This window comes from Pseudonocardia wallangbongensis, assembly GCF_054486945.1.
Genome location: NZ_JBRERS010000010.1, coordinates 233,635 through 259,620, shown reverse-complemented (window position 1 = coordinate 259,620; position 25,986 = coordinate 233,635). Strand labels below are relative to the sequence as shown.

Below are 25,986 nucleotides of genomic sequence, written 5' to 3'. Positions count from 1 at the left end.
ACAATTTCCGTCCGCTATCTTCGCATTCTTGAAATGCGCAGAAGAGATGGCCTCATAAGAGATCCACAGCTATCTCCAAGTGTATTCATATAAATGTGGAGAAGGGGTGGAATGGCGACGGTGGGCGACCGGAAACTCCCGGCGGCGTGGGGCTGGGCGCGCACGCGCCGGCTGAACCTCGGGCTGCTCCTGCTGCTGGTCCTGGCGGTCGTGGCGACGGTCCTGGTGATCACACACCCGGGTGGACGGGAGCCGGTCACCCGCACGGCGACGGTCACCCGTGGCGACGTGACGGCGCTCGTCACCGGGAGCGGCAACGCCGAGTCGTCGCTACGCACGCCGGTCAGCTTCGAGGGGTCGGGCACCGTCACGTCGGTGACGGTCCAGCCGGGCGACACCGTCACGCTCGGTCAGACGCTGGCCACGATCGACGCCGCGGCGGCGCAGGCCGAGCTGCGCACCGCCGAGGCCCAGCTCGCGGGGGCCCAGGCCGCGCTCGACCAGGCCCGGGCCGGGCCGACCGACGTGCAGTCGCAACAGGACCAGCTGACGATCACACAGGCCGAGCAGGCCCTCGACAACGCGCGGACCGCGGTGACGGCCGCCGAGAAGCAGCTCGAGCTCGACCGGACGGCGACGCAGTCGGCGATCGACAGCGCGAAGACCGAGCTGGCGAACGACGACAAGGCCACCTCCACGGCCATCGAGAACGCCGAGGACAAGCTCGACGCCGACGAGAAGACCCAGAAGACGCTCGTCGCGCAGGCCGAGGCGGAGGAGAAGTCGGCCTGCGGCAGCACGAGCTCGCTCACGGAGGACGACGAGGAGTCCGGGAGCACGTCCGGCAGCTGCAGCTCGGCGAAGCTCGCCACCAGGAACGCCGAGAACACCCGCAACTCGGTGCTGCTGGCCGGCAAGCAGGCGGTGACGACGGCGAAGCAGACCCGGGAGTCGACGCTCGACCAGCGCGAACAGGCCGTCACGGATGCGGAGCACACGCGGTCGGACACCCTGCTCAAGGGCCAGACGACGATCGAGACCGACAAGCAGGCGGTGACGAAGGCGGAGGGCGACGTCACGGCGGCCCGGCTCACCGCGGAGGGGAACGCGCACCCGCAGACGCCGGAGGAGATCGCCCAGGCGCAGGCCACGGTCGACAGCGCGCAGGTCGACGTCGACACGGCCCGCCGCGGCGTCGACGAGACCGCGTTGAAGGCGCCGCAGGCCGGGGTCGTGCTCGCCGTCAACGGGGAGGTCGGCGGGTCCGCGGGCGGGCAGGGCTCCGACGACGACTCGGGGTCGTCCGGCGACGGCGGCGGGAGCGACAGCGGCGACTCGGCGGCGTCGGACGCGGCCGGCTCGGCCGGGGACGGGTTCGCCGTCATCGCCAACCCGAGCGAGCTCGCCGTGACGGCGGAGGTCCCGGAGGCCGACGCGGCGAAGCTCGAGCTGGGCCAGCAGGCCACGGTCTCGTTCCCGGCGACCGGGACCACGGCGACCGGCACCGTCACGCGGAAGGACCCGCAGAGCACGGTGTCGAACGACGTGGTGCTCTACCCGGTCACGATCTCGCTGGAGACCGCTCCGGCGGGGGTCGGGGTCGGGGCCACCGCCAACCTGTCGGTCACGACGGGCAGCGCGACCGGCGTGCTGAAGGCACCGACGCAGGCGGTCACCACGACCGGCAACCGCAGCACGGTCACGGTGCGCCGCGACGGCACCGACACCGTCGTCCCCGTGCGGATCGGCGTGTCCGGGCCGGCGGACACGGAGATCCTCAGCGGGGTCGACGAGGGCGACGTGCTGGTGCTGCCGTCGCCGAACGTCGCGACCGCCGGCTCCGGTGCGGGCTTCCCCAGGACGGGTGGCCGGTGATGCGGCCCGTCATCGAGCTCCGTGAGGTCGCGAAGATCTACGGGAGCGGCGACACCGTGGTGCGTGCGGTGGACGGCGTCGACCTCGTCGTCGAGCGCGGGGACTACGTCGCGGTGATGGGGGCGTCGGGTTCGGGCAAGTCGACGCTGATGAACATCATCGGCTGCCTGGACCTGCCGACCCGCGGCCGCTACGCCCTCGACGGCGTCGACACCCGGCGGCTCGACGAGCGCCGGCAGGCCCTGATCCGCAACCGGAAGATCGGGTTCGTCTTCCAGTCGTTCAACCTGATCCCGCGGACCACGGCCCTGCGGAACGTCGAGCTGCCGATGGCGTACGCCCGCGTCCGCAAGCCGGAGCGGCGCAGCCGGGCGCTGCGCGCCCTGGAGCGGGTGGGGCTCGGCGAGCGGGTCCACCACCGCCCGTCCGAGCTCTCCGGTGGGCAGCAGCAGCGGGTGGCGATCGCACGGGCGATCGCCACCGATCCCGTCCTGCTGCTCGCGGACGAGCCGACCGGCGCACTCGACAGCGGGAGCACCGGCGAGGTGCTGGCCCTGTTCGACGACCTGAACGCGGACGGCCGGACGCTCGTCGTGATCACGCACGAGGAGCAGGTCGCGCACCGCGCGAGGCGCGTGCTCCAGATGCGCGACGGCCGGATCGTGGCGGACGAGCGCGCGGCGCCGGTGCCGGCGGTGGGCTCGTGAACCTCGGGCAGAGCCTGCAGTTCGCCGTGGCCGGGGTGCTGGCGAACAAGCTGCGCTCGGTGCTGACGATGTCGGGGATCGTCATCGGCGTCGCCGCCGTCATCATCCTCGTGGCGGCGGGCACCGGGGCGAGCGCCGCCACGACCGCGTCGATCAGCGCGCTGGGCAGCAACACGCTGACGATCACGCCGGAGACCGGTCAGGGCTCCGGTGGCCGCGGCGGTGGCGGCCTGCGCATCGGCGGTGGTCCGTTCGGGGGTGGCGGGCCCCGCCCCGCCGGGCCGCCGCGCGCCGGTGCCCAGCCGGCGGAGGACGACCGCGGCACCGAGATCCGCGAGTCGCGGCTGACCCTGGAGGACGCCGAGGCGCTCGTCGACCCCGAGCTGGCCCCGACCGTCGCGTCGGTGGCGCCCGTGGTGACGGCGAGCTCGGTGACGGCCACCTACGAGGGCGCGTCGCACGACGTCGCCACCCTGACCGGCACGACCCCGAGCTACCTCACCAACCTCGACGACGGCGTGCAGGCCGGCGTGCCGATCACCGACTCCGACTACCTCGCGCACAACCGGGTGGCGCTGGTCGGCGCCACCGTCGCCACCGAGCTGGCCGGCGGCGACGGGCGGGCGGTCGTCGGGCAGGCGATCCAGCTCAACGGCGTGGCGTTCCAGGTGGCGGGCCTGCTGACCGCCAAGGGCAGCAGCGGGCCGCAGGACCAGGACGACCGCGTGATCGCGCCCATGACGGCGGTGCAGGACACCCTCACCGGCTACGGGCCGCTCTCCAGCATCTCGGTGAAGGCCATGTCCGCGGAGGGCGTGCCGGTGGCCGAGGCCGAGGTCACGGCGATCCTGAACGCGCGCCACGGCACGGCGGTCCCCGACTTCTCGATCTCCAGCCCCACGTCGATCCTCGAGGCGGTCTCGGAGGTCAACGCGACCTTCACGCTGCTCCTGGGGGCGGTGGCGGGCATCTCGCTGCTCGTCGGCGGGATCGGCGTCATGAACATCATGCTCGTCACCGTCACCGAACGGACCCGGGAGATCGGCATCCGGAAGGCGATCGGCGCGCAGAGGTCCGACATCGTCGGGCAGTTCCTGCTCGAGGCCACGATGCTCTCCGTCGCCGGCGGCCTGCTCGGAATCGGCATCGGGGTCGCGGTCGGGTCGTTGTCGATCGGCGGTTTCCAGCTCGTCGTCGCGCCGTTCTCCGTGCTGCTCGCGTTCGTCGTGTCCGTGGCGATCGGGCTGTTCTTCGGCTTCTACCCCGCGAACAAGGCGGCGGCGCTGCGTCCGATCCACGCCCTCAGATACGAGTGATGCCGATGGAACCGCATGACGACCTGCTCGATCCGGGCTGGGAACCGCCGAGGCGCACGAGCAGGCTCACCGCCACGCTGGTCGCTGCCCTGATCTTCGTGCTCGGGTTCGCCTGCGGCGTCCTGACCCAGCGCGCCCTCACCCCGGACACCCCGACGATCGTCACCGGCGGGCAGCGCGCCGGATCGCAGCCGTCAGCCGTTCACGGGGGTCAGGGCGCGGCCGTCCGTGAACCACGCCGTCAGGTTGTCCACCACCAGCTGCCCCATGGCCCGCCGGGTGGCCTTGCTCGCCGACCCGACGTGCGGGAGCAGCACGGCGTTGTCGAGGTCGATCAGCTCCCGCGGGACGTTCGGCTCGTCCTCGAAGACGTCGAGGCCCGCGGCGCGGATCGTGCGCGTCTTCAACGCGTCGACGAGTGCGGCCTCGTCCACGACGGTGCCGCGCCCGATGTTGACGAGCACGCCGTCCGGGCCGAGGGCCGTCAGCACCTCGGCGTCGACCAGGTGCCGGGTGGCGGCGTTGCCCGGCACGACGACGAGCAGCGTGTCGACGTCGCGGGCCATCTCCAGCAGCGACGGGTAGTAGCGGTACGGGACGTCCTTCGCGCTGCGGTTGTGGTAGCCCACCGTCATGCCGAAGGGCTCGGCGCGCCGTGCGATCGCCTCCCCGATCCGCCCCAGGCCGAGGATGCCCAGCTTCCGGCCGGTGACGGTCAGGTCCGTCAGCGGGTAGTGGCCCTCGGCCGCCCACCGCCCGGCGCGCAGGTACCGCTCGGCCCGTCCCAGCTCGCGCACGGTCATCAGGAGCAGCGCGAGCGCGGTGTCGGCGACCTCGTCGTCGAGCACGCCGGGGGTGTTGGTGACGACCAGCCCGCGCTCGGTGGCCGCGTCCACGTCGACGCTGTCGTACCCGACGCCGAAGTTGGCCACGATCTCCAGCTTCGGCAGCCGGTCGAAGAGGGCGGCGTCGATGCGCGAGTGGCTGCCCACGGCGAGGCCGCGCACGTCGTCGCGACGCTCGGCGAGCAGCGCGTCCGGGTCGGCGGCCTCCCAGAGCCGCAGCAGCTCGAAACGTTCCTCGCAGCCGTCGACGACGACGTCGTGCATCGGGACGGGCATCAGGACGGTCGGACGCGTCATGACCGCAACTCTGCTAAACGCACCCGGTGTGAGCTGCACCGGGCCGGACTATCCGGATCGCGAATACTGGTAGCCGGAGAAGGTGATTGACCCGATCGGTGGTGGCCGAACATCATGCGGGCACTCGCGTCACCGTCGACTGGGGTGGTCACCCATGCAGTTCTTCCGTCGCTTCCGTCTCGCGGCCCTGCCGATAGCACTGAGTGTCGTGTTGGCGGCGTGTGGTGCCGGCGGCGGAGCCGACTCCAGCGAGCCGGCGTCGCCGTGCGACACCTCCGACGACTTCCCGAGCCGCCCGATCGAGCTGATCGTGCCCTGGGCGGCGGGCGGGGGCACCGACAGCGTCGCCCGCTTCATCGGCACGCAGCTGGGTGAGCGGCTCGGCGTGCAGGTCAACGTCGTCAACCGGACGGGCGGCGGCGGGGTGGTGGGCCACAGCGCCATCGCCACGGCGCGGCCCGACGGCACGACGATCGGGCTGGCCACCGTCGAGATCACGATGATGCACTGGCAGGGGCTCACGGACCTGACCTACGAGGCGCTCACGCCGATCGGTCTGGTCAACTCCGATCCGGCGGGCATCACGGTGCGGGCGGACGCGCCGTGGGCCGACGCCCAGCAGATGCTCGCCGAGGCGAAGGCGCAGCCCGGGGTGATGACCGCGTCCGGAACCGGTCGGGGCGGGATCTGGGACCTCGCGCGGGCCGGCATGCTTCTGAAGGCGGGGCTGCCCGCCGACGCGATCCGCTGGGTGCCCAGCGAGGGTGCGGCGCCCGCCCTGCAGGAGCTGGTGGCCGGCGGCATCACCACCTCCACGGCGAGCCTCGTCGAGAACCACACGATGATCGATGCCGGGCGGGCCAAGGCCATCGCCGTCATGGCCGATGAACGCCTGCCGAACCTGCCGGACGTGCCGACGCTGCGCGAGCAGGGCATCGACTTCACGATGTCGGCCTGGCGGGGCATCGCCGGGCCGGAGGGCCTGCCCGACGACATCGTCGGCGAGCTCAGCTGCCACCTCGACGGGATCGTGCACAGCCCCGAGTACGAGGAGTTCATGGGCACCGCGGGCTTCGGCATCGTCTGGCAGAACGCCCAGGACTTCGGCGCGTACCTCGCGGCGCAGGACGCCGAGAAGGGCGAGATCATGCGGGCCGCCGGGCTGGCCGCGTGACGACCGAACCCACGAGCGAACCCGCAGCGGCGCCCGCCGCCGTCCCGTGGCGCCACGACCTGGTCGGCGGGCTGCTCGCGGCCGCCCTCGGCGCTGCCGTCGTGCTGCACGTCCGCACGTTCCCGGATCTCCCGGACGGCCAGCCGGGCCCGGCGCTCTTCCCGGGCATCGTCGGTGGGTTGCTCGTGCTGTTCGGACTGCTGCTCGTCGTGCGCGCCGTGCTGGCCCGGGGCACGCCGGCCGCGGACCCCGACGCCGGCGTCACGGGGCGGGGGTGGCTGCGCGCGCTCGCCGTGCTCGGCCTCGTCGTCTGGTACCTGCTGCTGGCCGAGACGCTCGGCTTCGTCCTGACGATGGGCGTGCTGCTGTTCCTGCTGATGTGGCTGCTCGGCGCGCGACTGCTGGTCGCGGTGCTGGCCGCCGCGGTCACCACGGGGTTCATCTTCCTGGTGTTCGAGGAGCTGCTGCTCGTCCCGCTCCCGGAAGGCTTCCTGGGGTAGCGACGTGGGTGATCTTGCAACGGCGCTGGGGATGCTCATCGATCCCACGCTGATCGTGGTCGTGCTCGCGTCGGCGGTGTACGGCCTGTTCATCGGGGCGATCCCCGGGCTGTCGGCGACGCTGGCGACGGCGCTGCTCGTGCCGTTCGTGCTGTTCCTCGACCCGCTGCCCGCGCTGGCCGCGGTGATCACGATGTCGGCGATGGCGATCTTCGCGGGCGACCTGCCATCGGCGCTCGTGCGCATGCCGGGCACGCCGGCGAGCGCCGCCTACACGGAGGACGCCTACCTGCAGACCCGGGCGGGTCACGGGGCCAGGGCGCTCGGCGTGGCCCTTCTCGGCTCGGTGATCGGCGGGATCGTCGGCGCGGTCGTGCTCATGCTCGCCGCGCCGCTGCTGGCCGAGTTCGCGCTGCTCTTCACGTCGTACGAGTACTTCTGGGTCGCGGTGCTCGGTCTCACCGCCTCGGTGATCATCTCCGAGGGCTCGCAGGTGAAGGGCGCGATCTCGCTGCTCATCGGGCTGCTCCTGGCGACGGTCGGGATCGACATCGCGTTGGGCTACGCGCGGTTCACCTTCGGCAGCGTCGACCTGCTGCAGGGGATCAGCTTCATCCCGGCGATGATCGGCCTGTTCGGGCTCTCCGAAGTGCTGCGGGCTGCGCTGCGGCCGAGCGGGCCGGTGGACGTGGTACGGCTGCGAACGCGGGGGATGTTCCGCGAGACCGTCCGCACCCTCCGGAAGTACTGGCGGGGCATGGTCAGCGGCAACGCCATCGGCAGCGTGATCGGGGCGTTGCCCGGGGCGGGGGGCGACATCGCCGCGTGGGTCTCCTACGCCGCCACGAAGCGGACCTCGAAGGAAGCGCACCTCTTCGGCAGGGGGGAGGGCCACGTCGAACCGATCGTCTCGGCGGGTTCGGCCAACAACGCCGCGCTCGCATCGGCCTACGTGCCGACCCTCGTGTTCGGCATCCCGGGTGACACGATCACCGCGATCCTGCTCGGGGTGCTGCTGGTGAAGGGGGTCCAGCCCGGCCCCGAGCTGTTCACCACGAACGCCCCGCTGCTCTACGGCGTCTACCTGATCTTCATCGTGGCGAACCTGCTGCTGGTCCCGCTCGGGTACCTCGCGATCCGGGGCAGCGCCTGGCTCCTGCGGGTTCCCCCGTCGGTGCTCATGCCGGTGATCGTGGCGTTCTGCGTCGTCGGCTCGTTCTCGATCAACAACGGCTACCTCGAGATCATCATCATGCTGCTGCTCGGGGTGGTCGGCTACCTGCTGGAACGCTCCGGGTTCCCGTTGGCGCCGGTGGTGCTCGGTCTCGTGCTCGGGCCGATCGTCGAGAAGAACTTCATGCAGAGCGTGATCAAGACGAACTGGGACCTCACCCAGTTCCTGACCAGGCCGATCAGTGCCGTGCTGATGATCGTGACGGTGCTGGCGCTGACCTATCCGGCGCTGCGTGGGCTGCTGCGGCGGAGACGGGGCGTTGACGCCTCCGCGTGATGGGTACGACGATCCTCCAGACATCTGATGAGTAAGGCGAGAGGACGACGATGTCCGAGAGCACCAACAGAGCGACCGAGACCGACCCGTACACGCTCACAGCCGACGGCATCAAGGAGCCGCCGACCGGCTGGCGGGACAGCATGCGCTACTTCGGCCCCGGGCTGATCCTCAGCGCCTCGATCGTCGGCTCCGGCGAGCTGATCGCGACCACGGCACTCGGTGCCCAGGCCGGGTTCGTGCTGCTCTGGCTGGTGATCGTCAGCACGCTGGTCAAGGTGGCGGTGCAGATCGAGCTGGCGCGCTGGACCATCGCCACCGGCCAGCCCGCGCTCACCGGCTACGCCAAGGTGCCCCCGCTGATCTTCGGGATCGGCTGGGTGAACCTGCTGTGGGCGGTGCTGGCGCTGTCGAAACTGCTGCAGTTGGGTGGGATCATCGGCGGCGTCGCCGTGGCCTTCAGCATCCTGCTGCCGATCGGTGGTGACCCGCTCGGGTTCACCTCCCTGCTGATCTGGACCTCGGTGATCGCGATCGGCAGCATCGCCCTGCTCTACTCCAACCGGTACTCGCTGATCGAGCGCGGCGCCGCGGCCCTCGTGGTGATCTTCACGGCGGTCACCGTGCTCATCGCGCTCGGCCTGCCGGCCACGCCGTTCGCCTACGGGCTCGGCGACCTCGGCAGCGGGCTGGCCTTCCTCATCCCCGCCGGCGCGCTCGGGGCGGCGCTGGCGATGTTCGGCATCACCGGGGTCGGGGCCGACGAGATCACCTTCTACACCTACTGGTGCGTGGAGAAGGGGTACGCGCGCTGGGTCGGCCCGAACGACGGAAGCGACGCGTGGGTGCGCCGGGCCAACGGCTGGATCCGGGTGATGTACAAGGACGCGATGCTGTCCTGGGTGATCTACACCTTCGGGACGATCGCGTTCTACCTGATGGGCGCGGCCGTGCTGCACCCGCAGGGCCTCGAGCCCGAGGGCAACGGAATGATCACCACGTTGTCCCGGATGTACACCGACACCATGGGTGACTGGGCGAGCGTCGTCTTCCTGCTCGGCGCGATCGCCGTGCTCGGCTCGACGATGTGGGCGGCGATCCCGAGCTGGGCGCGGATGTACACGAACCTGCTCGCCACGTTCGGCGTGCTGGACTGGCAGGACCCGGTGGCCCGGCTGCGCTGGATCCGCGTCTTCACCGTGGCGTTGCCGCTGCTGTGGGCCGTGATCTACCTGACGATCCAGTCCCCGGTGATCATGGTGCAGATCGCGGGCGTGATGACGGGGATCTTCCTCATCGGCGTGGTGTGGGCCGTGTACTGGCTGCGCCAGAACGAGACCGACCCCCGGCTGCACGGCGGGCGCGCCTTCGCGGTCTGCCTCGCGGTGAGCAGCGTGGCGATCGCGATGCTCGGCGTCTACTCGCTGGCCAACGTCGTCGGGATCATCTAGTGCCGAGACCGACGGGGTCGAGGAAGTGCTCGACGTCCTCCTCGGTCTGCTGCAGGTGGGCCTCCATCGCGGCCCGCGCCTGAACCGGATCGCCCGCCTCGACCGCGCGCAGGATCGCGGCGTGGCGGTCCAGGGCGTGGCTGCGGAAGTCCGCCACCGCCGACGTCTCCTGGCGCATCGCGCGGAGCACCGACGTGAGCGGCTCGAACAGGGCGTCGAGGAAGACGTTGTCGGCGGCCTCGAAGAGCGCGGCGTGGAAGGCGAGGTCGGCCTCGGCGGAACCGGCGGCGTCACCGCGCGCGTGCCCGTCGAGCATCTGCCGGTGCAGCGCGCGCAGCCGCTCCAGGTGCGGCTCCTGGCGGCGCACCGCGGCGAGCTCGACGATCGCGACCTCGACGGCCCGGCGGGCCTCCATCAGCCTGCGGGGCAGCAGCAGCGGGTCGCCTCCCACGCGGCTGCGGGCGAGGAGCAACCTGCCGTCCAGCGGAGACCACAGGCTCGTCGGGTTGACGAGCGTGGACCGGCCCTGCTGCACGTCGAGGACCCGCGTGGGGACGAGCGAGCGGATCGCCTCACGCACGGTGAGGCGGCTGACGCCGAACCGGGTGGCGAGCTCGGACTCGCTCGGCAACGGGCCCCCGACCGGGAACGTGCCGTCCAGAACGAGGTCGAGCAGCTGTTCGGCCACGACGTCGGCTCGCCCCTGGCGCATCCACCCACCCTAGAGGTGACCGCCGGGTTGTGACGTGAGCAACTGCGTGACCCTTCTCCTAGTCTGTGTTCGTGGTGGATCGTGGTGACCGGAGGTTGGAGGAGCTCCGCAACCGGGCCGTCGTCGCCACCGACATGTCGTTCACGATCAGCGACCCGCGGCGGCACGACAACCCGCTCGTGTGGGTCAACCCGTCGTTCACCGCGCTGACCGGCTACCCGGTGGACGAAACGGTGGGGCGCAACTGCCGGTTCCTGCAGGGGCGCAACACCGACCAGGCCGCCGTGCGGCGGATCGCGGATGCGCTGCGCGCGCACCGCTCGGTCACCGAGGTGCTGCTGAACTACCGCCGGGACGGCACGGCGTTCTACAACCAGATCGCGATCTCACCGATGTTCGACGACTCCGGCGACCTCGTCAACTTCGTCGGCGTGCAGTCCGACGTGACGGAGCGGGTCGTCGTCGAGCAGGAGCGCCGGGCCGCTCTCACCGAGGCCGAGGAAGCCCGGGCGCAGCTGCGGATGCTCGCCGAGGCCACCACGCAGATGACCGCGGCGCTCGGCGTCGTGGACGCGTGCGAGCGGCTGGCCCGCAGCCTCGTGCCGGAGCTCGCGGACCTGTGCGCCGTGGACGTTCTGGACGCGCCGGGCGACGGGGCGCCGCACCGCCTCGCCGTGGCCGGGCGGGATGCGGGGGACGAGGAACGGCTGCGCGAGCTCGGCCTCCTGCGCAAGTACCACGTGGGCGGCAGCAGCGACACCGGCCACGTCCTGGCGGGCACCCAACCCGTGCTCGTGCCGGAGCTACCCGAACGCGGCGCCGACCGGTACCCGGAGGACCGGGCCGCGGCCGCCGTCTACGACACGCTGCGGCTGCGGTCGGTGATGGTCGTGGCGGTGCGCGCGCGGGGGCGGGTGCTCGCCGCGCTCACGCTGCTCACCCAGCATCCCCACGGGCGGCGCTACTCGTTGCGCGATCTGCACCTCGCGACCGACATCGCCGGCCGGGCCGGGCTCGCGATCGACAACGCGCGGCTGTACGAGACCGAGCACGCCGCCGCCGTCACGCTCCAGCGCAGCCTGTTGCCCGAGGTGTCGGACGTCGCGGGCGTGCAGGTGGCCGCCCGGTACCTGGTGGGCGTGGACGGCAACCAGGTCGGCGGCGACTGGTACGACGTCCTCGACCTGCCCGACGGCGCGCTCGGCCTGGCCATCGGCGACGTGGCCGGGCACGACCTGAAGGCGGCCGCCGCGATGGGGCAGCTGCGCGGTGTGCTGCGCTCGTACGCGTGGGACGGCGGCCGGCCCGGTTCGGTGCTCGACCGGTGCGACCAGCTCGTGCAGGGCCTCGAGATGGCGGCGATGGCCACGGCCGTCTACATCCGCGTCGAACCGCCCGACCCGGACGGGGGGCGGATGCTCTGCTACGCGAACGCGGGCCATCCGGCCCCGCTGTTGCTCGAACCCGACGGCACGCTGGTGCGGCTGGACGAGCAGCGCTCACCGATGATCGGTGCCATCCGCAGCCTGGGCAGGCGGGCCGGCCCCGGCCGTGCCGAGGCGGTGCGCCGGTGCCCGCCCGGCACGCTGCTGCTGTTCTACACCGACGGCCTCACCGACGTCGCGGGCGAGGACGCCGACCAGCGGACCGCATTGCTGGAACGAACCCTGGCGGCCCTCCCGCTCGACCTCGCCGCGGACGACGTCGTGGAGCGGGTGCTCGCGGCGTGCAGCCCGCCGCGACTGCGTGACGACGTCGCGCTGCTGGCCGTCCGACTCGATCCGTGAGGGAGTCTGCGCAGGTGGGAGCGCCGAACGGTGTTAACGGACCGTTCCACCGCCTACCCCACGGCGAGGCGCCACTCACGGATTGCGCCCCGCCGCTCGGCGTACGGACCTCCGGTACGGCGGTGCCGGGTGCTCCGGTGGGAGTTGACTCAGCGACGGATCGTCTGTCCCGGGGGGCGGGATGGGCGGCCGGTCGAGGGGGACATGTTGCAGATGGTCGCGGTTCCGGAGATGCCTGTCTCCGAGCCGGTGGCGGGTGCCGCCACCGGTGGTTCGGCCGTGCCCGCGTCCCGCGCGGTGGCGGTCGCCGTCAGCCCGATGGAACTGCTGCGCCCCGAATCCCACCTGGCCGAGCTCATCGCCGGGTTCCCGCAGGTCGAGCTGCTCGTGGCGGCAGACGACGGCCGGCCCGACCCGGACGGCGAACACGACCACGTGGGTGAGGAGCTGCGGGCGAGCGCCGCCCGGCTCGAGCTTCCCGGGCTCGCCCTGCACCGGCTCGGCCTGCCCAGCCCGCTGCCCGCCACCGCGGAAGGCGATCTGGTGGCCGCGTTGAGCGAGCTGGTGGGTTTCGACCCGGAGCCGGGTCTGTACTGCCTGGCCCCCGCACCGGCGCCCGCCGACCCGGCACGCAATGTCGTGGAGCGCGCCGCTCAGCGGATCGCCCAGGTCTACGGGATCCCGCTGCTGCGCTACCGCTGCCTGGAGCTGTCCGTCGTCACGGGCGCGTGAAAAAGGGGCGGGCCCCGCGGGCCCCGCCCCATCCTGTCCGATCGTTCAGCTGGCCATCGCGATGCCGCGCTGTTCGAGGATCACCCTGCGCTCGGCCTCCGCGAGGCCACCCCACACGCCGAACGGCTCGCGGGTCTGGAGCGCGAACTCGCGGCACTGCTCGATCACCGGGCAGTGTCGGCACACTTCCTTGGCCTGGGCGGTGCGGCGCGCACGCGACGGGTTGCGCTCCCCGTCGGGGTGGAAGAAGACGCCGCTGTCCATGCCACGGCACGCCCCGAGACGCTGCCACTGCCACGCGTGGTCCATGGGGCCGGGGAGCCGCGAAACGTCGCTCATCGTCACCTCTTGTCGTTCGTGCCCGACGTTCCGGGCGACCGAGGTGCTGGTTCCCAGGCCGATGCGCGGTCAAACACGTCAGAGCACTGATGAACCGGATGTGACTCAGCTCACATCTGACAGGAGGTTTTATGGCTGGTCAGGTGGCCGCGAGCGCACGCTCCACGGTGTCGTGAATGTCGAAGAGCGGGATCAGCCCGGCGATGGTGAGCGGCCGCAGCACGCGGCGCGCGGTGCATGCCAACCGGAGCTCGACGCCCGCCGTGTGGGCGGCCTCCCGCACCTCGATGAGCACGGCGAGGCCGCTGGTGCCGAGGAAGGTGACGCCGTCGAGGTCGAGCACGACGAGCTCCACCCCGGATTCGGGCTCGAACTGGTCGAGCACGGCGAGGCGCAGCTGCGGGGACGTGAGCATGTCGACCTCGCCGCCGACCTGGATGACGACCTGCCCGGTGGCCGGGCGCGCGGTCGACAGCGTGATCTGGTCGTCGGCTTCGCCCCCACGTCGGGTAGACGAGGGTTGCGTCTGGAGGTTCTCGCGCGTCTCGGACATCGGTCGTCACCGTAAGGCTCGGGGCTCGGTCGTGCCACCTGGAGCGGCAGGCGGCCCGGACGGGTCAGGCGGAGGGGACCCGGTCCGGGCCGCCCGCGGGGTGCGGATCGGAAACGGACGATCAGCTCGGCCGCGGGGTCACCCGCGGGCGGCGACGCCGTTGCGGTCCGCGGAGTCGTTGCTGTTGTTGCTGCGCGAGGCGCTCTCGCCCAGCTCGGTGCCGAGGAGCTTGTGCAGCCGCCCCATCTCGTTGCGGACGCCCTCGTGCAGGGAGCCGATGCGCCGCAGCTCCTGCTCGGCGGCCTCACGGCGGCGCTTGAGGTCCTGGTCGCTCCGGTTGAGGACCTCCTTGGCGCGGGCCTGCGCCTCGGAGAGCACCTTGTCGGCCGCTGCGCGCGCGTCGTCGGTGATGCGGCTGGCATCGTCGCGGGCGGCGGACAGCATGGCGGCGGCCTGCTGCTCCCGCTCCTGGATGGCGACGTTGCGCTGCGCCGCCTCCTGGTCGAGCTCGGCCGACCGTGCGATGAGCTTCTGCTCGACCTCGTGGCGGTGCCGTTCGGCGTCGGCACGGGCCTGCTCAACCAGCGCCGTGGCCTCGTTGGCGGCCCGGCTGCGGACGTCGGCCGCCTCGTGCTCGGCGAGCCGCAGGATCTTCTCTGCGCGGAACCCGAAGCTCTCCTGGGAGATCGGGCCGTCGGCCTGTTGGGCACGGGTGGTGCGGAGCTCGCCCTCGATGCCGCGGGCGTGCTGCTCGGCTTGCTTGCGTGCGGTCTCGGCTGCGTTGACTCGGTCACGGAGCTCGCGCATCTGCGCATCGACCTGGTCGCGGTCGTAGCCGCGGCGGACGATGTCGAACGACGCTCCGGCGGGGGACGGGACGCCCCCACTGCTGTGGACGGAGTTCTGGGGGGTGCTGATCGTCACAGTCGGTAGTGTGTTCGCTCGGACTGGTATTCCTCCATATGGCGTCGGCGGGCGGGTGCCTGCCTGCGTCCGGCGGTGTTCGCCATCGCTGCAGCGCACAGCCTCGCGGGGCGTGCGGTCGACGAGCTGCGGCCTGCGGCGCCCTCTCCGCGAACGCCTGTGACGTGCGAAGATCGTTACTCGGGTCGTCGCCCGCCGCCTCCACCGCCTGGACGATCATTCCGGCGGCCAGATGGGCCAGTACGTCGCCGCGACGCCTGCGTACGGAGAGTACGCGGACGATTACTATCTGTAGGCGTGGGGCGCGACCTCGTCCTGATCGGGGTACCTGTCCGCACGTCGTGACCCCGAAGACCCTGCTCGTCCGATTTCATCGGACCCATGGGGCTGTCGCGGCGTTCGTTCCTCCAGAGGTCGGCGGCGGGGGTGCTGCTGGCCGGGAGCACCGACGTCCTGCGCGTGGCGGCCGCGCCCGCGGGCTACGGCGCGCTCGTCGACGACCCGGCGGGGCGGCTGGCCCTGCCGGAGGGGTTCACCTACGCGGTCGTCACGGACGCGGGCGAGACCGAGCTGGACACCGGGGAGCCCACCCCGCGCAACCACGACGGCACGGGCGCGTTCGCCGCGGCAGCCGGCGGCACCGTGCTCGTGCTCAACCACGAGATCCGCGAGGGGGCGGGCACCGAGCTCGCCGTACCGCACCTCGACGGGCTGGTCTACGACCCCGCGGCCGCGGGCGGCTGCACGATCGTCACCACCGACGCGCGGGGACGGCGGGTGTCCGAGCGGGTCGGGATCGCCGGCACGTCCACCAACTGCGCGGGCGGCGTGACGCCCTGGCAGACCTGGCTCACCTGTGAGGAGACCGAAGCGCGGGCCGGTGAGCGCGGGTACGAGCGTGACCACGGGTACGTCTTCGAGGTGGACCCGTTCGACCGGGCCGCGATCCGCGACCCGCGCCCGGTGAAGGCGTTGGGGCGGTTCATCCACGAGGCCCTGGCCGTGGACCCGGCCGGCGGCGACGTCTACCTCACCGAGGACGCGTCCGGGCCCGACGGGCTCCTCTACCGCTGGTCGCCGCCGCCGGGCTTCCGGGTCGGCCGTGGGGCCCTGCGCGCGCTCGGCGACGCCGACGGGGCACTGGCGGCCATGCGCTGCACGGACGAGGCGGGCAAGCACGTCGACAACCTGTCGCGGGCGTCATCGGCGGGCACCACGTACGCCGTGGAGTGGGTGGAGTTGCCCGACCGGGACGCCCGGGAGGAGTCGGTGCGCAAGCAGCTCGACGACGGCCGCGTCACCCGCGCACACAAGCTGGAGGGCGCCTGGTGGGGCCACGGTGGCGCGTACATCGTGTCGAGCTACTCGAGCAGCCACCGTGGGCAGGTGTGGCACTACGACCCGCGGCGGTCGACGTTCACGCTGCGGCTGCTGTTCACCGGTGAGGACGACGGCTCCGACGGCCCCGACAACATCAGCGTCTCGCCGCACGGCGGCGTGATCGTCGCCGAGGACGGGGACGGGACCAACCACCTCGTCGGGGCCGCCGAGGACGGCACGACGTTCCGGCTCGCCCGCAGCGAGCGCGGCAGCGAGTTCACCGGCCCCGTCTTCAGCGCCGACGGCCGGGTGCTGTTCGCGAACGTCCAGGTGCCGGGCACGATGTTCGCGATCACGGGCCCGTGGGGTTGACCAGTGTCCCGTACCGGACCTCCGGTACGGGACACTCAACGCGTGTCCCAACCCGTCGACCGTTCCTGCGACCGCACCCGCGCCTGGGTCACCGAGGCCATCCGGCGCGTCGAGGCCGATGCCAACCGCTCCGCCGACACGCACCTGCATCCCTTCCCGCTGCCGCCGGAGTGGGGCATCGACGTGTACCTCAAGGACGAGTCGGTGCACCCCACCGGGAGCCTCAAGCACCGGCTCGCCCGCTCGCTGTTCCTGTATGCGCTGACCAGCGGCTGGATCGTCGAGGGCACCACCGTCGTGGAGGCGAGCTCGGGCTCGACGGCGGTGTCGGAGGCGTACTTCGCGCAGCTGGTCGGCGTGCCGTTCGTCACGGTCGTGCCCCGGTCCACGAGCCCGGAGAAGCTCGCGTTGATCGAGCGGTACGGCGGGCGTTGCCACTACGTCGACCGGGCGCCGGACATGTACCCGGAGGCGGAGCGGCTCGCCGCCGAGACCGGTGGGCACTACATCGACCAGTTCACCTACGCCGAGCGGGCCACCGACTGGCGGGGCAACAACAACATCGCCGAGTCGATCTTCGATCAGCTGGCGATGGAACGGTTCCCCGTGCCGGAGTGGATCGTCGTGGGCGCCGGCACCGGCGGCACGTCCGCGACGATCGGGCGCTACGTGCGCTACCGGCGGCACCGCACACGCCTGGCCGTCGTCGACCCCGAGAACTCCGCCTTCTTCCCCGGCTGGACGCTGAACGCCCCCGAATACGGCACCGGGATGCCGTCCCGCATCGAGGGCATCGGCCGGCCGCGGATGGAGCCGAGCTTCGTGCCCGGCGTGATCGACCTGATGATCCCGGTGCCGGACGCCGCGAGCGTCGCCGCGGCCCGCCACCTGCGCGACGTGACGGGCCGGTGGGCGGGCGGCTCGACGGGCACCAACCTGTGGGGGGTCTGGCAGCTGGTGGCGCGCATGCGGGCGGCGGGGGTGCGGGGCAGCGTGGTGACGCTGATCTGCGACGGCGGCGACCGCTACCAGCACAGCTACTACGACGACGGCTGGGTGGAACGCCAGGGCATGAACCTGGCGCCCTACACGTCGACGCTGGAGCAGTTCATGAAGACGGGTGAGTGGCACCACTTCACCGTGGACCCGTAGCGCCCTCCGCAGCTTCTAGCACTCCAGCGGTGCATCGTGATCATGTCTCGCGTCGATGCGCGATCCTGGCGGGAAGATCGCGGATATCGGTTGTTCATGGCTGTCGCCGCAGCTATGGCCAACCGATACTGCGGATCATGAATGTGACCGGCGCTGGCGGTCGGGTCTGCCTCGTCGCGGGATCGGCTGCCGGTGGGCGCGCCGTGCCCGGCTCGTAGCCCGATCGCCCACCCTTCGATCCGGTCCCGGGCGCGGCCGCTCCTGTCCGGACCCCGACCTCGTCCCCGGCGGGTGGTCGGGTTGGCGCCACTACCGTCCCCCGGGGTCACCGGGGCGGCCGTCGCCGGCGGAACCCACGCCACCAGCGACGCTGCGCCGGGCACCATCACGAACTCCGGCTGTCGTACCTAGGCGTACACCCTCGGCGCCGCGGCCCGCGCCATCGGCACCGAGCGCCGCTCCAGTTTCGCCGCTGCCGCGAGCAGGTCGGCTTCCGCGCCGGGGCGGCCCACCAGCTGCACGCCCACCGGGCGCCCGCCGATGAGGACCGGGGCCACCACAGCGGGCAGGCCGGCGAGGTTCCAGGCGGGGGTGCAGGAGAGCCGGGAGGCCGTGGTCAGGAGGCTCGAGGTGTAACCGTGCCCGAGCATGGCGCCCGCGCGCAGCGCCGGCTGCGAGGTGGCGGGGCCGAGCAGCACGTCGAAGTCGCCTTCGTCCATCCAGCCGAGCACGCGTTCGCGCCAGGCGTCGGCGATGTCCGGCCGGGGCGGGGCGAGACGCAGGAGGCGGCGGCCCTTGCGCACGACGGTGGCGGTGCACCGTTCCGCGGCGCCCATGTCGAGGTCGAGCGCCTCGGCGTGCCGGGCCACGCCGGCCTGCCAGCGGCGCATCCACTGGGCGGCGAGCCCGCGTGGGTAGGGCGGGTCGGCGAAGGTGACGATCGCGCCGCCGGGCCCGGCCCGCAGCCGGGCGGCCGCGCCGATCGCGGCGGCCCGGTGGTCGGCGTGCGGACCGCGGGACGGCCACGGCGCGCGCAGCGAGAGCGCGATGCGGCGCGGGCCCTGCCGGTCCAGGTCGACCGGGTCGCCGGTGAGCACGCTCAGCAGCAGCGCGGCGTCCTCGGCGGTGCGGGCGATGGGCCCGGTGGCGCCGAGCCCGCACCAGTGCTCCTCGGCCCCGCGGGGCAGCGGCACCACGTCCGGGCCGGGCTTGAGCCCGACGAGGCCGCAGCAGGCCGCGGGCACCCGCGCCGCACCGCCGCCGTCGGTCGCGAGTGCCAGCACCGCCATCCGGGCCGCGACGGCCGCGGCGGCACCGGAGCCGCCCGGGTCGAGCGAGAGGTCGAGCGGGTTGCGCGGCGCCGCCTGGGTGGCCTGCGTGAACGCCCACACACCTAGCTCGGGCATGCGCACCTTCCCGACGACGACGGCGCCCGCGGCGCGCAGCCGCTTCACCAGCTCGTCGTCGCGGCGGGCCGGGTCGGAGGACGTGGCGGCCGACCCGTGACGGGTGGGGTAGCCCGAGACGTCGACGTCGTCGGGCACGGCGACCGGCACGCCCGCCAGGGGCAGCGCGAAGCGGTCGGCGCGGGCGTCCACACCGCCGGCCTCGGCGAGCACGCGGACCGGGTCGTGTTCGGCGAACGCGCCGACGTCCGGGTCGTTCTCGGCGATCCTGGCCAGGTGGGCGCGGGCGACGTCGACCGCGCTGCTGCGCCCGTCACGCACCCGCAACACGATCTCGGCCGCGGTGAGCCCGGTCAGGTCGGGGGCGTCCATCCGCCCACCATGGCACCAAAAGCGCTGATCATGGGGATGACCCGCCGCGCAGACCCCCGGTCGGGGGTGTCGGGCTCAGCCCGCGGGCTCGAGCGCCTGCGGCACACCCTCCGCGATGTCGAAGATCCCCAGCAGCCCGGTGGCCTCCAGCGCCCGGGTGACGATCCGCGAGCCGGGCACGAGCCGCAGCGTGTGCCGCCTGCGGTCGGCCTCGTCCTTGGCCGCGACGAGCACGGCGAGGCCGGCCGACCCGAGGAACGTGACGTCGGTGAGGTCGAGCACGAGCAGCGGCACGGCCGCGACCTGCTCGTCGAGCCGCGTACGCAGCACCGGCGCGGTGAGGGTGTCGATCTCCCCGACGACGTGCACGACCCGGGCGTCGGGGCCGTGACTGACCACGTCGAACCGTACGACCTCGCCGATCTCGTCGTTGTCGTCCGTGGTTCCGTGGTCGGCGGGGATGTCGCCGCTCATGCGCACCGGCTCCTCGATGTGGGTCGTGGACTCGGAGTGCGGTCTGTCCTCGCGGGCCGCTGTTCAACCCTACGGACGGCCTCCGGGAGGCACAACAACACCCCCCTCGTACGGCCGGGTCATCGCGGAAGTCCTGATCAGGGCCGTGCCGACTCGCACCGGTGCCTCCTGGGAGCGCCCTGACAACCCGGGCCTGCTGCGCGCCGCCTTGGACGGTGGGGCCATGATCGGCCGCCTGGTGCGAGGGCGGCCACATGCGGCCGTGGATGCACCGATCCGCTGATCAAGCAGTTCCCGGTCGGCGATCGAGGGCATCGGTCCGGGGACGCTACCTGGACGCCGCTCGCTGCGGCCGGAGCCTAGCCCGCGATGACCGCCCTCTCGAGGTTGTCGAAGATCGCATTGTCGCCGTCGGGGACGACGGCGGAGCCCTTCAGCATGATTCCCGAGCGGTTGGCGAAGATGAGGTTCCCGGCGATGTCCACGTCGCCGTCGATGTCGACGTAGACGCCGTACCGCCCGTTCTCGCCGAGCGTGTTCGCGCGGAGCGTGGTGAGTGCCGCCTCGCTGACGACGCGGATCCCGTCCTGGTGGTTCCCGCGGCTCTGGTTGTTCTCGACGAGGTTGTTCTGGGACGTCTGGGTGATCCCGATGCCGGACTCGTTGTTGTCGTAGACGCGGTTGTCGCGGATGACGTTCTCGTTGGCCTCGTTGACGTTGATGCCCTGCGCGGCGTTGGCGAACGTGTCGTTGCCTTCGATGGTGTTCCGGTCGGACCGCAGGTAGAGCACGATGCCGTGGTGGTTGTTGTGGTAGACGACGTTGTCGCGGATGACGTTGTCGACGCAGTCCTCGGCCAGGATGATCCCGTGCTTGCCGTTGTCGTGAACGGTGTTGCGTTCGATGGTCAGGTTGTGTGACCCGGTGTGCGGGTCGACGCCGTAGAGGACGTTGTCGTGGATCTCGTTGTCGGTGATGACGAGGCCGCCCACCTCGTAGCTGTAGAGCCCGAAGTAGTTGTTGGACACGATGCTGTTCGTGATCTTTCCGCCGGTGCCCTCCGTGCGCCAGGACAGGCCGTAGGACTCGACCTCTCCGTGGCCGAGGTAGCGGATCTCGGCGTGGTCGATGTTCATCTGGGCGCCGTCGCGGGCCAGCAGGAAGCCGCGGCCGTCGGCGGGTTCCGTGTCGGCGGTGCCCTTGGCGGGGTCCCACGACGTGATGCAGGCGCCGCTCACGTCGATGCCACCTCCGAACGCCTTCACCGAGGCGTACCGCCCGGCGGTGCTCAGCAGCTTGAGCCAGCGCGTCGTCGGGGCGGAGATGTTCACCGAGCTGCCCTGCATCAGGGCGAGGTCCGCGCCGAGCAGCCACTCGCCCGGCGCCTCCTCGCGCAGCAGGTCCGGGTTCCCCAACGCCTGCGCCAGTGCGGGCAGCGTCGCGCCCTGCCCCGCGGTGACCACCACGGCGTTCTGGGCCGGGTCGAAGTGGGCCTCCACCCCGCTCGGCTGGGGTGCCGCCGGTGCCTCGGCCGCTTCACGGGTGCAGGGGTGCGCCGGGTCGACCGGGACCGCCGCTGCCAGCTCGTGCCGCACCAGTTCCGGCGGTGAGGGCGGGATGCTCCCGATCACGGCGAGCAGGGTCGCGCCGCCCAGCACCCCGAGCGTCGCCACGAGGAGGGCGGCACGGGCCGGGATCTGCGAGGTCTTCATGGTCCTCCTCGGCCGGGCACGGTCAGCTGGTCGCGCCGACGGGCACCGGTGGCACCCGGCGCCTGCGGACGCCCGCCCGCCGTTGCCTGCTGGTGTGCACCTGTTCGAGCACGATGGCCAGCAGGATCAGCGGCACGCCGATCGCGCTCAGCAGGTTGAGCGGCGGCAGGCTGAGGTCGTTCGTCCCGTGCTGCTGGATCGGCCCGCGCAGCGCCTCGAGCGCGTGCACGCTGGACCCGGTCAGGTGGAACGGGCTTCCGGGCAGGGCGTTGATGCCCAGGTCCAGGGTGTCGATGCGCACCTCGTCGGCGCGCACGATGTCCGGTGAGCGCGAGTGGATGCCCTCCGAAGCACCGTCGATCGTGACGCCCGAGATCGTGGTGGCCGCGGCGACGTCGATGGCGGTGGTGCCGCCGGTGATGCGGCCGCCGATGATCTCCGCGTCCGTGCTGGCGGTGCGGATGGAGTCCGACTGCACGTTGCGCGCCACGAGGTCTGCGATCACCACGCCGGTGGTGCCCGGGGTTGCCACGACGCCGTCCCGGCCACCGTCGAGGACCAGCCCCGCCAGCCGTACGGAAACCGCGCCGCGCTCGACCCGGACCGCGGCGCGCGAGTCGCGGACCTGCACACCGCTCAGGAGGATGTGCTTGCCGCCGATCCCGACACCGGCGACGCGGGCGCCGTCGATCGTCGAGTCCCGCAGTTCGAGGCCGTCGGTGCTCTTCTCGATCACGATGCCGCGCCGGCCGCCCGTTGCCCGGATGTGGTCGAGTGCGATCCGGGCGCTGCTGACGTGGACGTAGATGCCTGCGGGCTGTTCGGTGGCGCTGAAGTCGGTGACGTGCAGGTCGGTCGTGCGGTTGATCCGCAGTCCGCCTGCCTGGTCGCTCGACGTGTCGATCCCGGAGAGCTCGCCGCCCGTCTGCCCGACCACGACCACGCCGTAGCCGCCGTTGCCGTTGGTCGTGATGCCGGTGACCGGCCGGCCGGTGCTCTCCCCGGAGACCACCACCCCGTTGTCGCCGTTGCCGACGGCCTGGATGCCGCTCATGGTGGTGCCGCGGTCGCCGGTGAGGACGAGCCCGTCCCCGACCGACTCGGTGAACGTGACGTCCTCGAGGTGCACCGCGTCGGAACGGGACAGCTCCACGCCCGTGGTGTTGCGCTGCACCGTGGTGCGCACCAGCGAGCCGGTGGCACCGCGGTTGAACGTCACGCCGGCCTGCCCCCCGTTGACACCGGTGGACGCGGTGCCGAGGTCGCTGATCGTGGAGTCGACCGATTCGAACCGGCCGCGCCCGGACACGGAGAAATAGGGCCGGCCCGGTGACGTGGGCGCCACGGCCTGCCGGGTGGCGGGGTCGATCGACGTGACGGTGACGCCCTTCAGCGAGACGCCACCACTGCCGGTGAAGATCGCCGCCGCGTCCTGCGGCGTGGCCCCGCCGACCAGCTCCAGCCGCTTGATCGGGTCGCTGACGTCCAGCGTGGTCCCGGGGGTGAGCACGATCATCGCGCTGAGGGTGGCCGTGCCGTCCGACGTCGTGAGCCAGTCGCTGGGCAGCGCCCGGTCGAGCGTGGTGATCGTGTTGGCTCCGCCGCCCCGACCGGCCTGGCGGGTGAGTCGCCCGTCGGTCGCCACGTCGATCCGGTTCGAGCGCACGATCGCCATCCGGTGTGGCCGGCCCCGCTTGTCCCATGTCACGCGGACCTTCCGGGCGGCCTCGGCGCGCTTGGCTGCCGCCCTGGCTGCCCGCGCCGCGGCCTGCGCCCGCGCCTTGGCCGCCGCAGCGGCGCGCTCGGCGGCGGAGGGTCCTTGCGAGCCGTCGGGGGGTGGCTGCTGAGCCGGCAGCGCCGCCGCGGCAGGCGCCGCGGTCCGCGTCGGGGCGGGTGCCGCGTTCGCGATCCCGGGCAACACCTCGGCGCTCAGCAGGACACCGACGATCCCGAGCACCGCCCCTGCGGCGATCAGCCGGCCGGACCGGTGGCGGCCGGTCATACCGTCGCCCCCGTGCGCGGCTCGGCCGGCGTCTGCGGCTGCTGGGCCTGTTCCTGCGGTGGCTGCGACGTGCGCACCACCTCGCCGTTCTCGACGGCGACCTGGCGGGTGAGCCAGCGCTGGCGGCGGACCGTGAGCAGCGCCTGGATCTTGATCAGGGCCATGACCCAGGACACGAAGACGTAGCCGGGCACGAGGAAGAAGCTGGACGGCCTGCGCCGGATGTGCGGCAGCAGCTTGGCCGACCGGCTGATCTGCCACCAGAGCGCGAGCACGGCCGCGAAGATCCAGTTCTGGTGGACGAGCGCGACGACCATGAAGATCGGGCCCAGCAGGAGCGTGAATCCGCTGACCGCCTTGTCGATCATCGTGTAGGCGAGGAACGGGTGTTGCCACACCCAGCGCCGCGACAGCGCCCGCAGGTCCGAACGCCAGGTGTTGCGCGCCCAGCGCAGCCGCTGCCGGAAGAAGATCCGCCACCGGTCCGGGAACGTCGACCAGACCTCAGCGGTGCGCTGCATGTACGTGAGGTGGCCGCGTTCGAGGATGAGCGTCGTGAGGCGCTTGTCGTCCCCCGACAGGCAGGGCACACCCCAGAACGTCTCGTCCATGAAGTCGTCCTCGATGTCCAGCAGGATCGTGCGGCGGTACACCGCGGTCCGGCCGGAGAGGCACGAGACCGCCTTGCCCAGGTAGGTCTGGCTGGCGTTCTCGTCGAAGTAGCGGTGGTCGAGGAACATGTCGGTGATCCGCGCCAGGAACCCGCGCCCGCCGTAGACGGACTGCCGGGTGCCGACCCCGCCGATGCGGGGGTCGGCGAACGGCTTGCACACCTCGGTGGCGACGTCAGGGGCCCAGACGGTGTCCGAGTCGACGAGCGCCACCAGGTCGGTCGTCGCCTTGCGCCAGCCCCGCCGCAGCGCGTCCCGCTTGCCGGGCACGGTGGTGACCACCACCGACACCGGGTAGCGGCGGGCGATCTCCTGGCAGATCCGGTCCGAGGCGTCGATCACGAGGATGATCTCTTCGACGTCGTTGGCGAGCCACGACTCGATCGCCGCGGCGAAGACGTGCGGGTCCTCCTGGTAGACCGGCACGACCAGGCTGATGGACAGGCGGTGCTCGTCCAGGGCGGGCTGGTAGAGCACCGCCGGGATGCGCCGCACGAGCCAACAGCCCCAGCGGAACAGGCCGAGCAGCCCCAGCGGGGTGCCCAGCACGTAGTAGTAGACGGGAAGGTTCATGCCGGCTCGCGCTGCTGCCGGTCGGCGCCCGCCATGGCGCGGGCGCGGAGCTGGTCGGCCCCTGCCGCGTGGCTGGCGGTGTCGACCTCGTGGGCGACGATCGCGGCCAGGTGGTCGTTGGTCTCCACCACTGCCGCCAGCAGGGGCATGTCGACGTCCACCGTCTCGGCGAAGCCGAGGAACCCGCAGGTGTCCTTGGGCAGGCAGACGCCGCCGTAGGGGGCGCCGCCGCGGATGCCGTACTCGGGGTTGATGGAGCCTTCGGCGGAGCGGGCGACGGTGGCGGCGATCGGGTCGAGGTCCAGGCCGAGCTTCTGGGCCACCAGCCACATCTCGTTCCAGAAGCTGATCTTGGTGGCGTTGTAGATGTTGTGCGCGGCCTTGATGAACTCGGCCTCGGCGGGGTTGGTGAAGGTGCGCAGCTCACCGCCGAAGGGAGCGAGCAGGTCGTGCAGCCGCTCCAGCGTCCGCCGGTCGCGGCTGGCGATCACGGTCATCCAGGGGTTCGCGAAGTCCTCGGCGGCGGACACCGCGCGCAGGAACTCGGGGTTCGAGGCCAGCCCGAAGCCCTCGCCCGCGGGCCGGCCGGACTGTTCCTCGAGCACCGTGCGGACCAGGCCGTCGGTGGTGCCGGGCGGCACGGTGGACCGCACGACCACGGTGTGGTGCGCCGGCGCGGTGGCCAGGGCGCGACCGACGGAGGCGGTGCCGGCGGCGAACGCGGTCAGGTCGTAGCGGTGTCCGTCATTGGGCGTGGGGAGGGTGAGGAAGAGGAGCGAGTCCGGCTCGGCCGACAGGTCGATCTCGGTGCGCACGTCCAGGCCGCGCTCGCGCAGCTCACGCACCCGGGCCGCGGCGATGTCGACGAACGTGACCTCGTGACCCGCCGCCAGGAAGCCCTCACCCGTCGCCGTTCCGACGACCCCCGAACCCACGATGAAGATCCTCGACGACTGCATGAAATTGCACCTTCCCCTATTTCTGAGCGGCCGAACCTGTCGCGTCAGGGAGATGGTTGCGCAATCGAGCGGCTCCACGATCGTGTAGCCGGTAACTACCCTGCGTATCTGCGCACTGTGGGCTATTGGGGCGCCAGTAGCCTGTCCAGGCAGCTCAGGGGAGAGTTGTGAGTCTTATGAGGGCCTCGTGGGCGACGGCCATGACCAATGCCGTTCAACCATCCGTAACCAACGCTGTGACGTGGGTCACG

The 25,986-nt window shown here is 72.0% G+C and carries 22 protein-coding genes; 11 read left to right on the top strand and 11 right to left on the bottom strand.

What is annotated here, in order from left to right; all coding sequences use genetic code 11:
- Window positions 1-111: 111 nt before the first annotated feature.
- The 3 genes from ACU436_RS31165 to ACU436_RS31155 are packed head-to-tail and all read left to right on the top strand — an operon-like array spanning window position 112 to window position 3,898.
- Complete coding sequence (locus ACU436_RS31165) at window positions 112-1,875, top strand: HlyD family efflux transporter periplasmic adaptor subunit (protein ID WP_459030580.1); 1,764 nt, start codon at window positions 112-114, stop codon at window positions 1,873-1,875.
- Complete coding sequence (locus tag ACU436_RS31160) at window positions 1,875-2,582, top strand: ABC transporter ATP-binding protein (protein ID WP_459030579.1); 708 nt, start codon at window positions 1,875-1,877, stop codon at window positions 2,580-2,582. The genes ACU436_RS31165 and ACU436_RS31160 overlap by 1 nt, the downstream gene beginning before the upstream one ends.
- Window positions 2,579-3,898: an ABC transporter permease gene (locus ACU436_RS31155; RefSeq protein WP_459030578.1), complete on the top strand. Its 1,320-nt coding sequence runs from the start codon at window positions 2,579-2,581 to the stop codon at window positions 3,896-3,898. The genes ACU436_RS31160 and ACU436_RS31155 overlap by 4 nt, the downstream gene beginning before the upstream one ends.
- Window positions 3,899-4,092: 194 nt before the next feature.
- On the opposite strand, the gene ACU436_RS31150 is transcribed toward ACU436_RS31155, so the two are convergent.
- Window positions 4,093-5,040 (bottom strand): 2-hydroxyacid dehydrogenase, encoded by a 948-nt coding sequence (locus ACU436_RS31150; protein WP_459030577.1) that lies wholly within the window; start codon window positions 5,038-5,040, stop codon window positions 4,093-4,095.
- 154 nt (window positions 5,041-5,194) lie between these two features.
- On the opposite strand from ACU436_RS31150, the gene ACU436_RS31145 reads away from it, so the two are divergent.
- The 4 genes from ACU436_RS31145 to ACU436_RS31130 are packed head-to-tail and all read left to right on the top strand — an operon-like array spanning window position 5,195 to window position 9,675.
- On the top strand, window positions 5,195-6,214 hold the full coding sequence (locus ACU436_RS31145) for a tripartite tricarboxylate transporter substrate binding protein (protein ID WP_459030576.1): 1,020 nt from the start codon (window positions 5,195-5,197) through the stop codon (window positions 6,212-6,214).
- Window positions 6,211-6,714 carry a tripartite tricarboxylate transporter TctB family protein gene (locus ACU436_RS31140; protein WP_459030575.1) on the top strand — a complete coding sequence of 168 codons (504 nt, stop codon included), beginning with the start codon at window positions 6,211-6,213 and terminating at the stop codon, window positions 6,712-6,714. The genes ACU436_RS31145 and ACU436_RS31140 overlap by 4 nt, the downstream gene beginning before the upstream one ends.
- A gap of 4 nt (window positions 6,715-6,718) precedes the next feature.
- Window positions 6,719-8,224, top strand: a complete 1,506-nt coding sequence (locus ACU436_RS31135) for a tripartite tricarboxylate transporter permease (RefSeq protein ID WP_459030574.1) — start codon at window positions 6,719-6,721, stop codon at window positions 8,222-8,224.
- Window positions 8,225-8,274: 50 nt separating this feature from the next.
- Entirely contained in the window at window positions 8,275-9,675 is a 1,401-nt protein-coding gene (locus tag ACU436_RS31130) for an Nramp family divalent metal transporter (protein ID WP_459030573.1), read from the top strand.
- On the opposite strand, the gene ACU436_RS31125 is transcribed toward ACU436_RS31130, so the two are convergent.
- Window positions 9,668-10,387 carry a FadR/GntR family transcriptional regulator gene (locus ACU436_RS31125; RefSeq protein WP_459030572.1) on the bottom strand — a complete coding sequence of 240 codons (720 nt, stop codon included), beginning with the start codon at window positions 10,385-10,387 and terminating at the stop codon, window positions 9,668-9,670. The two genes, ACU436_RS31130 and ACU436_RS31125, sit on opposite strands and share 8 nt — an antisense overlap.
- A gap of 71 nt (window positions 10,388-10,458) precedes the next feature.
- Between ACU436_RS31125 and ACU436_RS31120 the strand changes: the two genes are divergently transcribed.
- On the top strand, window positions 10,459-12,174 hold the full coding sequence (locus ACU436_RS31120; protein ID WP_459030571.1) for a PP2C family protein-serine/threonine phosphatase: 1,716 nt from the start codon (window positions 10,459-10,461) through the stop codon (window positions 12,172-12,174).
- A 231-nt stretch (window positions 12,175-12,405) separates the two neighbouring features.
- On the top strand, window positions 12,406-12,906 hold the full coding sequence (locus tag ACU436_RS31115) for a hypothetical protein (protein WP_459030570.1): 501 nt from the start codon (window positions 12,406-12,408) through the stop codon (window positions 12,904-12,906).
- A 45-nt stretch (window positions 12,907-12,951) separates the two neighbouring features.
- Here the strand turns inward: ACU436_RS31115 and ACU436_RS31110 are convergent, their stop codons facing one another.
- The 3 genes from ACU436_RS31110 to ACU436_RS31100 all read right to left on the bottom strand — a co-directional run bounded on the left by ACU436_RS31110 (window position 12,952) and on the right by ACU436_RS31100 (window position 14,722).
- A complete protein-coding gene (locus ACU436_RS31110; RefSeq protein ID WP_459030569.1) occupies window positions 12,952-13,245 on the bottom strand; it encodes a WhiB family transcriptional regulator in 294 nt (97 codons plus the stop codon).
- Window positions 13,246-13,384: 139 nt separating this feature from the next.
- Window positions 13,385-13,798, bottom strand: a complete 414-nt coding sequence (locus tag ACU436_RS31105; RefSeq protein ID WP_459030568.1) for an STAS domain-containing protein — start codon at window positions 13,796-13,798, stop codon at window positions 13,385-13,387.
- A 138-nt stretch (window positions 13,799-13,936) separates the two neighbouring features.
- Window positions 13,937-14,722: a hypothetical protein gene (locus tag ACU436_RS31100; protein ID WP_459030567.1), complete on the bottom strand. Its 786-nt coding sequence runs from the start codon at window positions 14,720-14,722 to the stop codon at window positions 13,937-13,939.
- A 381-nt stretch (window positions 14,723-15,103) separates the two neighbouring features.
- Here ACU436_RS31100 and ACU436_RS31095 point away from each other — a divergent pair, with 381 nt between their 5' ends.
- Together ACU436_RS31095 and cds1 are read left to right on the top strand one after the other, a co-directional pair.
- Window positions 15,104-16,414 (top strand): alkaline phosphatase PhoX, encoded by a 1,311-nt coding sequence (locus ACU436_RS31095; protein WP_459030566.1) that lies wholly within the window; start codon window positions 15,104-15,106, stop codon window positions 16,412-16,414.
- Between the two features lie 42 nt (window positions 16,415-16,456).
- Window positions 16,457-17,566 (top strand): L-cysteine desulfhydrase Cds1, encoded by a 1,110-nt coding sequence (cds1, locus tag ACU436_RS31090; RefSeq protein ID WP_459030565.1) that lies wholly within the window; start codon window positions 16,457-16,459, stop codon window positions 17,564-17,566.
- 407 nt (window positions 17,567-17,973) lie between these two features.
- Here the strand turns inward: cds1 and ACU436_RS31085 are convergent, their stop codons facing one another.
- The 6 genes from ACU436_RS31085 to ACU436_RS31060 all read right to left on the bottom strand — a co-directional run bounded on the left by ACU436_RS31085 (window position 17,974) and on the right by ACU436_RS31060 (window position 25,735).
- Complete coding sequence (locus ACU436_RS31085) at window positions 17,974-19,344, bottom strand: amidase (protein WP_459030564.1); 1,371 nt, start codon at window positions 19,342-19,344, stop codon at window positions 17,974-17,976.
- Window positions 19,345-19,419: 75 nt separating this feature from the next.
- Window positions 19,420-19,818: an STAS domain-containing protein gene (locus ACU436_RS31080; RefSeq protein WP_345608830.1), complete on the bottom strand. Its 399-nt coding sequence runs from the start codon at window positions 19,816-19,818 to the stop codon at window positions 19,420-19,422.
- A 359-nt stretch (window positions 19,819-20,177) separates the two neighbouring features.
- Window positions 20,178-21,530, bottom strand: a complete 1,353-nt coding sequence (locus tag ACU436_RS31075; protein ID WP_459030563.1) for a right-handed parallel beta-helix repeat-containing protein — start codon at window positions 21,528-21,530, stop codon at window positions 20,178-20,180.
- A 22-nt stretch (window positions 21,531-21,552) separates the two neighbouring features.
- The gene (locus ACU436_RS31070; RefSeq protein ID WP_459030562.1) at window positions 21,553-23,532 is read right to left on the bottom strand and encodes a right-handed parallel beta-helix repeat-containing protein; all 1,980 of its coding nucleotides are present in this window, start codon (window positions 23,530-23,532) and stop codon (window positions 21,553-21,555) included.
- On the bottom strand, window positions 23,529-24,776 hold the full coding sequence (locus ACU436_RS31065; protein WP_459030561.1) for a glycosyltransferase: 1,248 nt from the start codon (window positions 24,774-24,776) through the stop codon (window positions 23,529-23,531). The genes ACU436_RS31070 and ACU436_RS31065 overlap by 4 nt, the downstream gene beginning before the upstream one ends.
- Window positions 24,773-25,735, bottom strand: a complete 963-nt coding sequence (locus ACU436_RS31060; protein WP_459030560.1) for a 2-dehydropantoate 2-reductase N-terminal domain-containing protein — start codon at window positions 25,733-25,735, stop codon at window positions 24,773-24,775. The genes ACU436_RS31065 and ACU436_RS31060 overlap by 4 nt, the downstream gene beginning before the upstream one ends.
- Window positions 25,736-25,986 lie beyond the last annotated feature (251 nt).